The 14,538-nt window shown below is 70.9% G+C and carries 9 protein-coding genes and 1 pseudogene; 6 read left to right on the plus strand and 4 right to left on the minus strand.

Going from position 1 to position 14,538, the window contains the following annotated elements; translation table 11 throughout:
- The first annotated feature begins 19 nt into the window (after positions 1–19).
- The 4 genes from KVT45_RS47560 (at position 20) to KVT45_RS47575 (ending at position 8,174) form a co-directional block, all read left to right on the plus strand.
- Complete coding sequence (locus KVT45_RS47560) at positions 20–5,170, plus strand: non-ribosomal peptide synthetase (RefSeq protein WP_217557910.1); 5,151 nt, start codon at positions 20–22, stop codon at positions 5,168–5,170.
- Positions 5,171–5,262: 92 nt separating this feature from the next.
- Positions 5,263–6,549: an MFS transporter gene (locus tag KVT45_RS47565; RefSeq protein ID WP_217557920.1), complete on the plus strand. Its 1,287-nt coding sequence runs from the start codon at positions 5,263–5,265 to the stop codon at positions 6,547–6,549.
- Entirely contained in the window at positions 6,542–7,363 is an 822-nt protein-coding gene (locus tag KVT45_RS47570) for a carbon-nitrogen hydrolase family protein (RefSeq protein ID WP_217557922.1), read from the plus strand. Before KVT45_RS47565 ends, KVT45_RS47570 begins: the two co-directional genes overlap by 8 nt.
- A 25-nt stretch (positions 7,364–7,388) precedes the next feature.
- A complete protein-coding gene (locus KVT45_RS47575; protein WP_217557934.1) occupies positions 7,389–8,174 on the plus strand; it encodes a thioesterase II family protein in 786 nt (261 codons plus the stop codon).
- A 53-nt stretch (positions 8,175–8,227) separates the two neighbouring features.
- Here KVT45_RS47575 and KVT45_RS47580 read toward each other — a convergent pair whose 3' ends face one another.
- From KVT45_RS47580 to KVT45_RS47590, 3 genes and pseudogenes are all read right to left on the minus strand, one after another.
- The gene (locus KVT45_RS47580; RefSeq protein WP_308311088.1) at positions 8,228–9,241 is read right to left on the minus strand and encodes a cytochrome P450; all 1,014 of its coding nucleotides are present in this window, start codon (positions 9,239–9,241) and stop codon (positions 8,228–8,230) included.
- Positions 9,242–9,514: 273 nt separating this feature from the next.
- Positions 9,515–10,879, minus strand: a pseudogene (locus KVT45_RS47585) (NAD(P)/FAD-dependent oxidoreductase); the annotation flags it as partial.
- Entirely contained in the window at positions 10,876–11,112 is a 237-nt protein-coding gene (locus KVT45_RS47590; protein ID WP_217557968.1) for a ferredoxin, read from the minus strand. The gene KVT45_RS47590 and the pseudogene KVT45_RS47585, both read right to left, overlap by 4 nt.
- A gap of 218 nt (positions 11,113–11,330) precedes the next feature.
- Here KVT45_RS47590 and KVT45_RS47595 point away from each other — a divergent pair, with 218 nt between their 5' ends.
- The gene (locus KVT45_RS47595; RefSeq protein WP_217557936.1) at positions 11,331–11,894 is read left to right on the plus strand and encodes a GNAT family N-acetyltransferase; all 564 of its coding nucleotides are present in this window, start codon (positions 11,331–11,333) and stop codon (positions 11,892–11,894) included.
- Between the two features lie 95 nt (positions 11,895–11,989).
- On the opposite strand, the gene KVT45_RS47600 is transcribed toward KVT45_RS47595, so the two are convergent.
- The gene (locus KVT45_RS47600) at positions 11,990–13,015 is read right to left on the minus strand and encodes a cytochrome P450 (protein ID WP_254648402.1); all 1,026 of its coding nucleotides are present in this window, start codon (positions 13,013–13,015) and stop codon (positions 11,990–11,992) included.
- 1,189 nt (positions 13,016–14,204) lie between these two features.
- On the opposite strand from KVT45_RS47600, the gene KVT45_RS47605 reads away from it, so the two are divergent.
- The coding region (locus KVT45_RS47605) for a sigma-70 family RNA polymerase sigma factor (protein ID WP_217557952.1) at positions 14,205–14,538 on the plus strand (334 nt) is incomplete at its 3' end.

Genomic DNA, 14,538 nt, shown 5'->3' on the forward strand with positions numbered 1-14,538 from the left:
CACCCAAGGAGCCGTCCTCATGACGCCCGACCTGACCGCAGGCCAGCGGCGCGTAGCAGCGGCCCAGCGCCCCGAGGCCGCCGCGTTCTGGACCTCGCGTCTGGCCGACGCGACCCCCGTCGGATTCCCCGCCGACCGGCCCTCCGACGACCGCGCATCCCACCGCCACACGGCCGAGCTGCCGCTGGACGCCGACACCGGCGAGCGCCTCCAAGCCGTCAGCAGGGGGGACGCCGAGGCCGCCGCCGTGCTGCTGGCGTCCGTCGCCGTCGCGTTGCTGCGCTCCTTCGCGGGCGTCGACGACCTGGTCATCGGCAGGCTTCCCGGCGCCCCTGGGGGCCTCGCCGACATCGTCCCGCTCCGCACGACCCTCGCCGATGACGACTCGCTCGCCGCGGTCGCGGCCCGGCTCGGCGCGGCGGTCGGTGAGAGCCGCCTGTACGAGGACTACCCGGTCGAGCTGGTGGCCGACCTGCCGGAGGTCGTCGTCCTCGGCGATGCCATGCCCGCCGACGACCGGCTGCCCGCCGCCGACACCTTCATCGGCTTCGGAGCGGCCCGGCGTTCGATCGTCGTCCGGGTGGACGGCGACCGCTTCCTGCCGGAGTCGGCGCACCTGCTCGCCGAGCGGTGCCGCACTCTCCTGGCCGCCGCGCTGGACGCACCGCGTGCGCCCCTGGCCGGGCTCGACCTGCGCACCGAGCACGATCGCAGGACCACCGAAGCCGCGAACGACACCGCCAGCCCCTTCCCGGACCAGGTGACGCTCTCAGAGCTGTTCGCCCTGACCATGGCGGCCCGCCCCGGGCAGACCGCGATCGTCACGCCGGAACGCGCCTACACCTACGCCGAGTTGGACCACGTGACCGCGCATCTGGCGGCGCGCCTGCGTTCCGCCGGCGTCGGGCGGGACGTGATCGTGGGTGTGCTGGCTGAGCGGTCCTTCGCGGCGCTGGCCGGGATCCTCGCGGTGATCAGGGCCGGCGGCGCGTATCTGCCGCTGGACCCGTCGCTGCCGCAGGAGCGGCTGGCCCACATGGTGTCCGACAGCCGGACGGGCCTGGTGCTGGCCGACGCGGCCTCGGCCGGGCGGCTGCCGGGGGCCGGCGCCACTGTGATCGCCCTCGACGACGCGGTGCGGGAGGCCTTCGAAGCAGAACCAGCCGACCCGGTCCCCTTCGGCAGCCCCGACGACACCGCGTACGTCATCTACACCTCCGGCTCCACCGGACTGCCCAAGGGCGTCGTCGTCGAACACCGCAGTGTCGTCAACCGCCTGCACTGGATGCAGCGCACCTACCCCCTCGGCGCCGACGACGTCATCCTCCACAAGACCCCGACCGCGTTCGACGTCTCGGTGTGGGAGCTGTTCTGGTGGCTGATCGAAGGCGCCGCCGTGTGTCTGCTCGAACCGCGGGGCGAGCGCGAGCCGGGTGCGATCGTCGAGGCGATCGACCGGTTCGGCGTGACCGTCCTGCATTTCGTCCCCACGATGCTCGGGGCGTTCCTGGACTACGTCGGAGCTGCCGGCGCGGCCTCCCGACTGGCCCCGCTGCGCCGCGTGTTCTCCAGCGGCGAGGCCCTCGGCCGACACCACGTGACCGCGTTCCACCAGCTCGGCACCGGCGCCGAACTGGTGAACCTGTACGGCCCGACCGAGGCCACCGTCGATGTCAGCCACCATCGCACCGCCGCCGACGACACGGTGGTGCCGATCGGCCTGCCCATAGACAACACCCGGCTGTACGTCCTCGACGCCGCGGGCCGCGAGCTGCCGGTCGGCATGCCCGGCGAGCTGTACATCGCCGGCGCCGGACTCGCCCGCGGATACCTGCACCGCGAGGAACTCACCGCCGAGCGCTTCGTGACCGACCCGCTGCCCGGCGAGGACCGCGCCTACCGAACCGGCGACCTGGTACGACGCCTGCCCGACGGCGCCATCGAGTACCTCGGCCGCATCGACTTCCAGGTCAAGCTGCGCGGGTACCGCATCGAGCTCGGCGAGATCGAGCAGCGGCTGCTGGCCCACCCGGAGGTCACCGACGCCGTCGTGGTGCTGCGGACCGGCGACGACGGCCAGGGCCGGCTGTACGGATACGTCGTCTGCGCCGGCGACGTCGCCGAGGACGACCTGCGCGCGCACGCCGCCGTCACCCTGCCCGCGTACATGGTCCCCGAGCGCATCGTCCCGCTCGCGGCCTTCCCCCTGTCCCCGAACGGCAAGCTCGACCGCTCGGCGCTGCCCGAGCCGGCCGTACGCACCGCCGAGTACGTCGCGCCCGGGTCGGAGGCCGAGCGGGCCCTCGCCGGTATCTGGGCCGAAGTGCTGGGCGTGGCACGGGTCGGCGCGACGGACAGCTTCTTCGCCCTGGGCGGCAACTCCATCCACTTCGTCTCGGTGCTCGCCAAAGCCCGTAAGGAAGGCCTGGAGTTCACCTTCCAGCAGCTGTTCGCCCATCCCACGGTGCGGGAACTCGCGGCGGGCGTCGGCGAGGCGGCGGCCGGAGACGCCCCGCCGACGGAGTTCGGGGCCTTCGAGCTGATCAGCGACCGCGACCGGGCCCTGGTTCCCGAGGGCGTCGAGGACGCCTATCCGATGGCCATGCTCCAGTCCGGGCTGATCTACCAGAGCGAGATCATGCACGGCAACACGAGCTACCACGACATCATCAGCTACCTGATCCAGAGCTCCATCGACCCCGGGCTGTTCCGCGAGGCGGTACGCATCCTGGTGGAACGCAACCCGATCTTCCGTACCAGCTACCACCTGCACGAGTACGCGGAGTACCTGCAGCTGGTGCACGAGCGGATCGAGGAGCTGCCGCTGGTCGTCCACGACATCCGGCACCTCGACCGGGCGAAGCAGGACGCCTGGTACGACGAGTGGTTCCACCGCGAGCAGAACCGGCCCTTCGACTGGGACAAGCCGGGGCTGTTCCGGTTCCACATCCACGTCCTGTCCGACGAGCTCTACCGGTACAGCGTCAGCCAGCACAACTCGGCACTGGACGGCTGGAGCATCAACCAGGTACACGTCCAGCTGTTCGGCATCTACTACGCGCTGCTGGAGGGGCGGACCGTCGACACCCCCCAGGTGGTCAACCACCTGCGCAACTTCATCGGTCTCGAGCGGCACGCCATCGACTCCCCGGACTTCCAGGAGTTCTGGCGCAAGGCGCTGGACGGGCGGCCGCACACCGAGATCCCGCGGCTGCGGCCGGCCGAGGCCGACGAACGCCTCGACGTGGTGTTCCGGGACATCGAACTGCCGGACGGCTTGTCGGACCGGATCGTGGCCCTGGCCGGGCGACTGGGTGTACCGGTGAAGAACGTCCTGCTCGCCGCGCATCTGCGGGTTCACACCCTGCTGTGCGGAAACCTCGACGTCATCACCGGATACGAGCACGGCGGCCGGCCCGAACTGCCGGGCGCGGACCGCGCGCTGGGCGTCTTCCTCAACACCATGCCGCTGCGGGTGAAGGTGGCCGAGGGGACATGGACGGAGCTGATCCGGCAGACGTACCGCAGCGAGGCCGAGCTGCTGCCCTACCGGCGGTATCCGATGGCGAAGGTGAAGCAGGACCAGCGGACCACCGACCCGCTGTTCGAGACGGTCTTCAACTTCACCCACTTCCACTCGCTCAAGGCGCTGAAGGAGCTGCCGGAGTTCGCGCTGCTGGACGTACGGGCAGCGGCGATCACCGAGTTCCCGCTGCGCGCGGAGTTCTCGCAGCACTTCTACACGGACGAGGTACAGCTCAGCCTGCACTACCACACCGGAGTGTTCGACACCGAGCACATCGAGCGGATCGGCGGGTACTACCGCCGGGCCCTGATGCACATGGTCGACACGCCCGATGCCCCGCATCACTCCGCCGAACTGCTGGACGAGACGGAGCTGGCGGAGCTGGCCGCGTTCAGCGCACCCCACACGGACGCCACGACGGTGGTCGACGCGGCCGGGGGGACGGCCGCGCCCATCGGGACGACGGGCGACGTGGTGGTCTCAGGGCGTCCCACGGGGCGGCGCGGGTTCTGGCGACCGGACGGCGTCGTCGAGTTCGTGGACCACGACAACTCCGCCGCGGCGGTCGAGGAGGCGCCGTCGGCGCCCGCGACCGCCCGGCTGACGGTTCGTCCGGACACCGAGGACGCACTCGCCCCGTTCATCGAGCGGATCCGTGCGGTCTGGGCAGGGGTCCTGGAGACCGAACCGGACGGCATCGGCATCGACGACGACTTCTTCGACATCGGCGGCAACTCGCTGGCCGCGCTGCGCGTGAGCGTGCAGCTGAAGGAGTGGGTGTCGCTGCGGGACGTGATGCGCAGCTCCATCCTGCGCGAGCTCGCGGAGGCCGCGGCCGAGAAGGCCGGCACCGCCCCCGCGGAGGAGGGCACGCTGCTGGCCAGGTTCACCGAACCCGCGAACGCCGCGGCGACCGTCGTCCTCCTGCCGTACGCGGGAGGCAACGCCGTGCACTTCCGGCCGGTCGCACAGGAGCTCGCCCGGCGCGACAGCACGGTCGCCGTGGCCGCCGCCGAGCTGCCCGGGCATGCTCCGGGGGCGTCGGGTGCGGATCTGCTGCCCTTCGACGAGATCTGCTCACGTCTGGCCGCCGAGATCGACGCGACGACGAGCGGGCCGCTGGTGCTGTGGGGCCACTGCGTCGGCTCGGCCCTGGCTCTCGCCCTGGCGCGGCTGCTCACCGAGCGGGGCCGGACGGTGCGGCACCTGTTCCTGGCCGCGAAGCTGCTCGCTGATGCCGACACCATCCGCGACACGCTGGGCAACGCCGAGCGACTCTCCTTCGGCGACGTACGCGACCTGGTCGTCGACTGGACGGGCTCGACAGCGATCGACTCGGCCGAGGAGGCGACCCGCGACCTGCTCGTGCGCACGTTCCGCCACGACTCGCTGACCGCCAACACGTACCTGCTCGGCCTGCGGACCGCGCCGCCGGAGCCGCTGGACGTGCCGTGCACCGTGGTGATCGCGGCCGACGACCCGGCGACCGAGGGCTACGGCGAGGCGTACGGAGCCTGGGAGACGGCGGTCCGCGCACCGCGGCTGGCCGAGCTGACACACGGCGGCCACTACTTCGCGCGGACCCGGCCGGAGGCGGTCGCGGACCTGCTGGCCACAGCGGTCCACGAGACACCGCGGACGTGACCGCCGACCCGCCCGGCACCCGCACCTGAGCGGAGGAGGACCTGTTCCTCCCCCGTCCCCCCCACCCGGCCCGTCCCTTAGGAGCCAGCCCCGTGACCACCCCTGAACCCCCCGAGCCCTCCGGGCGCCGCAGACTCACCGTCGCCCTCCTCGGCCCCGCGGCAAGCCTGCGCGGCGCCCGCACCCTGCTCGGCATCGGCCTCATCGACAGCACCGGAACCGGTCTCTACCTGGCCGGCTCGGCCGTCTACTTCGTGGCCGTCCTCGGCCTGAGCGCCGCGCAGGTCGGCCTCGGCCTGTCCGTGGCCGGGCTGCTCGGACTGGTCTGCCAGCCCGTCCTCGGCTGGCTGGCGGACCGCCACGGCCCCCGCCAGGTGCTCGCGCTGCTCCACGTCTGGCGGGCCCTGAGCTTCGGCGTGCTGCTTCTCGCCGATTCCTACTGGCAGTTCCTGATCGCCGTCGCGATGATCGGCGTCGGACAGCAGGCCCTCTCGCCGATCTACCAGGCCCTCGTGGAGCGCACCGTCGGCGCCGAAGGACGGCTGGCGATGATGGCCCGCTCCCGGGTCGTCTACAACGTCGGATTCTCCCTCGGCGGCCTGGCCGCCACGGTCGCGATCGGTTACGGGACCCACACCGGGTTCTCCATGATCATGCTGGGCAACGCCGTGTTCTGCCTCATCGCGGCCGCCATGCTGGCCGCGGCACCGGCGGCCGACGGCGAGACCGGCTCGGCCCGGCGCGCACCCCTGCGACTGGCCCACCTCCGCAACAAGCGGCACCTGGCCGTCGCCGGGATCAACGGCGTGCTCAGCCTGCACATCTCACTGCTCGGTGTCGGTATCCCGCTGTGGGTGACGCTGCACACCGGCGCGCCCCGGTCCACGGTCGGCGTGCTGCTCGTGGTCAACACGGTCGTGGCGGTCCTCGGGCAGGTGTGGGCGTCGAAGGGCTCCGACACCCTGGACGGCAGCGTCACCGCGCTGCAACGCGGCGGCTGGGCGCTGGTCGCCTGCTGCCTGTTCTTCCTCGTCGCGGCCCACACCCACGCCACCCCGGTGGTCATCGCGCTGCTGATCGCCGGCGTCATCGTGATGACGGGGGCCGAGCTGTTCCAGTCCGCGGGCGGCTGGGGCGTCTCCTACGCCCTGGCGCCCGAGGAGGGCCGAGCCGAGTACCTGGCCACCTTCAATCTCGGTACCGGTCTGCAGTTCGTCGTCGGCCCGACGATCGTGACCGCGGGGGTGATCGACCACGGCACGCTCGGCTGGGTGGTCTTCGCCGGCTGCCTGGCGGTCGCCACACTCGCGGTGCGGCCCCTGGTCGCCGCCGCCCAACGTCCGGCCCCGGCCGGGAAGGGAGTCACCGAGCATGCCTGAGCTTTCAGAGCTCCACGGGCCGCGCGGCACGGTCAGGATCGCGGCGGCCCAGGCCTGCCCCGTGCCCGGCGACGTCGTGCGCAATGTGGCGACCGTCGCCGCGTCGATCCGGGAGGCCGCCGCGAACGGCGCCCAACTGGTCGTGTTCCCGGAGAAGTTCCTCTGCGGCTACGAGCCGGACCTGGTCGCCGCGGACCCGGCCGGCCTCGCGGTCTCGGCGGACGACCCGCGCCTGGACCCGATCGCCGAGGCATGCCGGGACAGCGGTACGGCGGCGGTGGTCGGTGCGGTGTCGGCCGACGGCGGCGGCCTCGCCATCTCGGTGTTCGTCTTCTCCCGTGCCGGTTCCGTCGCCGGGCGCTACGACAAGCAGTTCCTCTTCGGCAGCGAGACAGGCCTGTACCGTCCCGGTACGCGTGACTGCACCCTGGACCTCGACGGCTGGCGACTGGGCCTGGGCATCTGCTACGACTCCGGGTTCCCGGAGCACGCCGCGACGGTCGCCGCCGACGGCTGCCACGCGTATCTGCTCTCCGCGCTGTTCAGCGTCGGCAACGGTTACCAGGAGTCCCGCACCTGGCTGCCCGACCGGGCCCGGGACAACGGCCTGTACGTCCTCATGGCGAACCACGTCGGGCACACCGGCGGCTGGCACGCGTGCGGTTCCAGCGCGGTATGGGGCCCGGACGGCACGGTGCTGGCCGAAGCCGGACCGGAAGCCACCGAACTCGTCTACGCCGACCTCGATCCAGCGGCGTGCGGGGCGACGGCAGCGGACGGTGCGTCGCTGCGGCCGGCCCTGCTCCTGTCATGAGGAGCACCGTGACCGGGGGACGGTCGTGAACCGGGGCCGCCGCGGCTGGCTGCGCCGGTTCCATGCGCGGGGCGGGGCACACATCCGCCTGCTCTGCTTTCCGCATGCGGGCGGCACGGCGAACTCGTTCTTCGAGCTGTCGTCGAAGACGCCGCCCTGGGTCGAGGTGGTGGCGGTCCAGTACCCGGGCCGCCACGACCGCTCCGGCGAGCCGCTCGTCCCCAGCGTCACCGCGCTGGCCGAGCGGGTGTGCGCGGAACTCTGGGCACAGACCGACGCGACGCCCCTGGTCCTGCTCGGCCACAGCATGGGCTCGCTGGTCGCGTACGAGGTCGCGCACCGCCTGTCCGACCGCTCCGCCGGCCCCCTCGGCCTGGTCGTCTCGGCGGCCGTCGCCCCGGACGCCCGGTTCCGCGACACCCGAGCTCTCGACGACGCCGATCTGCTGGCCGACCTCGGGGCGCTCGGAGGCTTCGACGACCTCCTCCTGCGGGACCCCGAATTCGTCGCCATGGTTCTGCCGATCATCCGGAACGACCTGTGGGCGTCGGAGACGTACCAGGTGCCGGACCGGCCCCCGCTCAGTTGCCCTGTACAGGCGCTGTACGGGGCCGATGACGCGTTCGTCCTGCCGGACCGGGTCGCGGGGTGGAGCCGTTTCACCGACGCGGGCTTCTCCTCGCACGCGTTCGACGGCGGCCACTTCTTCCTCGATGCGCGCCGTGCCGAGGTGCTTCCCGTGCTGCTCGACTTCGTCGGCCGGGTGGGGAGGCGCGGGCTGAGCGCGGAAACCGGGCCGGCCCGCAACTGACCCGAGGAACCGTCGTCCGCGGCGCGACCTTGCAACTGCCCTCGGCTGCCGCGTCAACCGTCACCCTGCTCGATGTCCAGATGGATCGGCCCGCGCAGCACGGGGCTGGGCCGGTACGGTGGCGGGTCGGCGATCAGACTGGGCCGGTCGAGGCGGCGTACCAGCTCTCCCAGCGCGATCTGCGCCTCCCGCCGGGCCAGCGGGCCGCCGAAGCACAGGTGGATGCCGCTGCCGAAGCCGAGGTGCTGGTTGTCGCGCCGGTCGGGGTCGAAGCGGTCCGGATCGTGGAAGCGGTCCGGATCCCGGCTGCCCGAGGCCAGCATCAGCATGACCTGCGAGCCCTTGGGGATGACGGTGTCGGCGACGGTGACGTCGCTGTACGCCGCCCGCCAGGGAATGATGTGCACGGGCGGCTCGTAGCGCAGCAGTTCCTCGACCAGCGGCACAACCAGATCCGGTTCGTTGCGCAGCCGCTGCAGCACCTGCGGGTGGCGCAGCAGCGTCAGCATGCCGTTGGTGATGAGGTTGACGATGGTCTCGTGGCCGGCGATCAGGAGCAGTTTGGCGGTGGCGACGATTTCGGCGTCGGTCATCCGACCGTCGGGCCCGTCGTCGTTGGCCAGCCGTGACAGCAGATCGTCTCCTGGTCGGCCGTGGCGCTGTTCCACCAGCTCGCCGAGACACTGGAGCAGGTCCTTGCGGGCCTGTACGCCCTTGTCCAGTTTCTCCTTCGGGTCGGTCTCGGGGTCGTAGTCGACCGAGTTCATGATGTCGTTCACCCAGAGGTGGAACCTCGGCTCGTCCTCGCGTGGCACACCGAGCAAGTGACAGGTCACGGCTACGGGGAACGGGAAGGCGAAATCGTCGACGACGTCGATCCGCTCCTTGCCCGCCAGATCGTCGATCAGGCTGCCGACGGTGGCGGTCAGGAAGCCGTCAAGTCCGGTCACCAGCCCCGGGGTGTGCGGGGGGCCGAAGTGACGCGTCGCCATCCGCCGCAGGCGATCGTGCTCGGGCGAGTCCATGTGGATGAACGACGACGGGGCCCCTCCCTCGACCGAGGGCATCGGAGACGACAGATTGCGCACGTCGGAACTCAGATGCGGGTCGTTCAGTATGTCCGTGATCGCGCGATAGGTGCTGATGACGTAGCTGCCGTCCTCCTGCCGGGCCACCGGCGTCCTGCGCAACTCGGCATACAGCGGGTAGGGGTCGGCCCGGGCGGAGTAGTCGAAGATCCGTTGCAACGTGCCGGACGTGCCGGACGTCCGGGTCGTGGTCGTCCGGCCTTCCTCCTGCCGATGCCGATGCCGATGCCGATGCCGGTGCACGGCCGTGAAGCGGCGCTCACCCGGTTCATGGCCTGTGACGACCACCGTGGCGCCCTGCGCGAGCAGGGCGGGGCCGGGGAAGTCGACGGGCACCGGTTTCATGTCGGCCGGCTGGTCCGGCGTGGGCCAGGGGGGCGGGAAAGGCGCGGCCGCCTCGATCAACCGTCGGTAGTGGTCCAGCCACTTGCCGTTGTTGAAGCTCACGGCGGCTGTGACGCGGCCCCGATAGCCGTATGCGGTGACGAAGCGGTGGTCGGACACCGACCCCTGGGTGACGACCACCTCGTCGGCGAAGGTCGGCACGCCGACGGACTTGATGTTGACGCCGAACTGGATCGACCAGAACAGCGGGACGGACAGGTGGGGCCAGCGCTCCGCCTGGCCATGGAGCATGTTGTGTGCCGCGACCTCGGCCTGCTCCACGGCGTTGGCCCAGTGCTCCAGTGCGATGAGCCGGTGTTCGTAGAAGGGGTTCGGGCAACGTGCCACGTCTCCCGCGGCGAAGACGTCGTCGGTGACGCGGCCATTGATGTCGAGGGCGCGGCACCCCGTGTCACAGGTGATTCCCCACACGCCCGCCGCCAGTCCCGACTCCCGCAGCCACTCGGTGTTGCGGATGCTCCCGAGTGCCACCACCGCCACATCGGCGTCGACCGTACTGCCGTCGTCGAAGTGGGCACGGCGAAACCGTCCCTGGGCGTCGCCCTCCAGCCGGGTGACCTTGACCCCGCACCGCAGGTCGACACCGTGGGCGCGCTGCATCTCCGCCGCCACCTCGCCGACCATCGCGCCGAGCGCCCCGACCAGCGGGTACGGCGCGAGTTCGGCGACGGTCACCGGGATGTCCCGCTCCCGGCAGATGGAGGCGATCTCGGAGCCGGTGAATCCCGCACCGATGACCAGCACCCGGGAGGGCCCGGCAGCGAGGGCCCGCTGCAGACCCTCGGCGTGCTCGCGGGTACGAACGACGAACACCCCGTCCAGCGCCGCCTCGGACTCGACGAACCACGGGCGGGCCCGCACCCCGGTGGAGATCAGCACCCGGTCGAAGGGAACCTCGCGTCCGTCGGCGAGACGCACGTGGTCGGTGGCCAGGTCAAGACCGCTCGCGGGCACGCCCAGCAGCCACTCCGCATCGATGTCACGACGTCGCGGCAGCGTGGTGCCCCCGGCCGGCACCCACCCCGTCAGCACCTGCTTGGACAAGGGGGGACGGTCGTAGGGCTCGCCCAGCTCGTCACCGATCATCGTCAGCGATCCGGTGAAACCCTCGGCGCGCAGAGCCTCCGCGGCCCGCAGCCCCGCCAGCGACGCCCCGACTACCACGATGCGGCCGTCACGCCTGAACTCACGCAGGTTGTCGGCACCGGTCATGGCGGTGCCGCCTCCGCCGGTGCGTGCCGTGCATCCAGCCGGTCGACCAGGATCGCAGGGACGGGGCACGCCGCCGTGGCGTGCAGCCCCGGGTCGCGCCGGGCGTCGTCGGGGTCCGGGTCGTACATCAGCGCTTCCTCACCGTGCATCCGGAACGCCTCCGGAGCCAGGGACGCGCACTGCGCGTACCCCTCACATCGGGAAAGATCAACGACAACTTTTGGGGGCTGCAGACCCTGCGCGCCGGCGCCGCTCCGGGGGCGCGTTTCGACGGAAACCGTGTGGCACGGTGCGCCGAAATACGGTCAGAGAATCAGCGTAACAGCGGCACCGATACCGGCGAGTCCAGCGTTGATCGACCAGATGGCCGCAGGCCAGAGACCCGGACGGGCAACACCTGCCTCGGTGTGCCTCTGAGCCTCGCGCGCACAGCAGCGTGATCAAATAGGGCATGGCATCGTCCTGGACTGGTGATCGGGTACGCCTACGCGCTGTCGAGCCCGACGACTGGACAGCGTTCATGCGCTTCGCCGACGACGATGGCGGGCCGCGAGGGAGCCGGCTGGATCTGCCGCGGTCCGCCGAGAGCTACCGTGCCTGGGCGAAGGAGCAGGCCGTTGCCGCCGAGTGCGATGACGACCGCTTCCGGTTGGCAGTCGAGGCGACGGCCACGGGAGAGCTGGTCGGCACAGTCGGCTCGCATCGCACCGGCCCTCGTTCAGGCTGGTTCGAGTGTGATGTCACGATCGGCGCTGACCGCCGGCGCAAGGGCTACGCGGCAGAAGCCATAGTGCTGCTGCTGCGCTTCATGTTCGCCGAGCGGCGCTATCACAAATGCCTGGCAGCGGTCTTCGCCCACAACGAGCCGTCGCTGGCACTTTTCCGTCGGCTCGGCTTCACCGAGGAGGGGCGCTTGCGGGAACACGTTTTCTTCGCCGGCCGGCACCACGACCTCGTCATGATGGGCATGCTCGCGGGCGAGTTCGACCGGCGACACACGTTGAGCGAACCATGAGCCGGTCATCCGGGCGGGTGCGGAACGGCACTCGAACTTCATCAACGTTCGCTGTTCGCTGATGGAGGCGGTCTGCGACCGAAAGCAGGACTGCCTCAGTCGCGCAAGGTGGCGCGCAGGCGCAAGCCGACAGTCGCGAGGCCTTCGAGGGTGGTGACCTGGTAGCAGGGTTCCGGTCCGGGCGGCTCGCTCAATTGGTAGCGGCGGGCGGTCTGCGCGGTCAGGAGCGTCAGCATCGCCATGGCCAGAGCGGCTCCCTCGCAGCCATGCGGTCCGGTGCCGAAAGAGAGGAAGGCCCCGGGTTTCGCCGGCGAGCCCGAATCATCGAGCCAGCGCTCGGGCTGGAACTGGTCCGGCTCGGAGTATTCCCGTGCGTCGCGGTGGGCGGTGTAGGGGCAGACGAGAACGGTGGACTCGGCGTCGATGGTGTAGTCGGCGAGCTGGGTCTGTCGCGGGGCGCGCCGGGTCAGCAGCCAGCTCGGGGGGTACAGCCGGAGCACCTCGCTCACCAGTGCCTGGGTGTACTGCAGGCTGCCGAGGTGGGTGCTGGTCGTCGCGGCCGGGTCCGCGGGCAGCGAGGCGGCTTCGGCAGCGACGCGGCCCGCTGCCCGGGGGTGCCGGGCCAGGTGGAGCAGGATCCATCCGGCTGCCCGGGAAGGGGTCTCGAAGGTGGCGACGGTGATTCCGGGGAGAGTGTCGAGGATGGCCTCTTCCGGCAGCAGGCCGTAGTGCGGGGAGGGCCGGAGCATCTGCCCCAGCATGTCGTCACCGAGCCGGCCCGATGAACGACGCCGGCGGACGATGGGCCGCAAGGCGTCGGTGAAGGCGACTTGCTGCCGGGTGCGGAACCGTCGTGCCGGTGTGGGGATCCAGCGCGGCCATACCCAACGCGAGGGGCGTACGAGCACCTCCCGGGCCAGGAAGAGCTGTGAGGCATAGGGCAGCAGGGCGGGAGCGTCTTCGGAGAAGAGGTAGCTCACGCCGATCTCCGCCAGGGCGTGCCGGATCGGGGGCAGAATCTCGACGTCCTGGTCCGTGGGCCACCGGTCGGCAAATCGAGCGGTCCGGGGCGCGATCTCACCGATCCGGGCCGCAACCGCCTGCGCACGTAGTCCGCGCATGCGGGCGGCGTGAGCGTGCGCACGCTCCTCGGTTGTCGGCGCTCCGCTCGACCGCTTCAACGGCGGGAAGAGAGGCGAGGGTGCCTTGGGGAAGTCCTGCGCGCGGCGCAGGACCGCTTCACACGGCCCGGCCGCAGCGGCTACGTAGACACCCGGCTCCAGCTGCCAGACGTCCCCGCACTCTTCAGCGCCACGGCGCGCCAGTGCCAGCCGGTCGCGGCTCCAGGCCGCGAAGCTGCCTTCGGGCAACCGCGGCGGCTCATTCCTTCGGCCCATGAGATCGTCCCTGGCTCTCGTACCTGTCCAGGCAGATGTCGTCGGCAGCGTGGCTGGCAACTGGCGGGCGCCTCTGGGCGCCCGCCAGCAGTGCGGTCAGTCCTTAGTCGTTGCCGGCGTACGCATCCCATTCGTGGGCCCCGTACGCACCGTAGTGGCGGGTGAAGGACAGCTTGCCGAGCAGCTTGGCGATCATGGTGCACTCCTCTCGCCTGTCTTCAGCACCAAAAGCCACACATGACATATTGCCACACATGCCATATCCGAGGTATGCGACGCATTCCGGTCGCTGGTCGCACGCATTCACCGCTGATCACCGCATTCGGGAACCGCGGTAGCGCCGCTCCCCGTGTCGGCATACGCCGTGGCCGGCGCTTGATTGCCGCTGTTCCTGGGCGAGCAGTTGGTGATCTGGAGCGTCGTCCGGCTGAACCGGTAGGGCGTCGACAATGGTCGCAGGTTTGAGTCCGTGGGGAAGTACGGCACGTCTGGCCAGGGACCGTACAGGACGGACGCGCCGTAGCGGGGCATGGGGATTGTTGGTGGACACCGTGGTGCGTATGCCCTTGGCGAGCCATGTGTCCCTTTTACCGGTTCGAGGGCCTGTGGCGTGGGGTCGGCTCCGAGTCCCGTCAGGGGCCGCGGATCGGTTCTCGACCTGCGGCCCCTGACCGTCATGCATCGCCGCGCGGGCGCTGGTGAATGGCGATTACCGGGTGCTGGGCCGGGTCGATCCAGCGGATGATCTCGGTCATCACCGAGGCCGGCAGGGCGACGCATCCTGCCGTGGGGCCGGCCTGTGGGCCGAGGTCGTGTCACTGGATCAGCCATGCCGGCCGACCTTGGTGATGAGTTTTCGCGTCCGCACCCGTCACACCTACGACGGGACATGACGAGGCGGAAGGACGACGTGATGAGTGCGGACACTCGGCTGGAGGAGCTGGGCGTGAGCGGGCTGGGGGAGGTCGACGAGCCGGCGTTCTCGGGGCTGGCGGAGCGGCACCGGCGGGAGCTGCACGTGCACTGCTACCGGATGCTCGGGTCGTTCGAGGACGCTGAGGACACCGTGCAGGAAACATTCCTCCGTGCCTGGCGGCGGCGGGAGACCTTCGAGGGGCGGTCGACGTTCCGGGCCTGGTTGTACCGGATCGCCACCAACGCCTGCCTTGACCTGCTCGCCAAGTACCGCCCGGAGCCTGCGACCGGCGGCGAGGTGCTGTGGTTGCAGCCCTATCCGGACCGGCTGC

This window comes from Streptomyces sp. GbtcB6 (assembly GCF_019091475.1).
GTDB classification, from domain to species: Bacteria; Actinomycetota; Actinomycetes; order Streptomycetales; family Streptomycetaceae; genus Streptomyces; species Streptomyces hyaluromycini.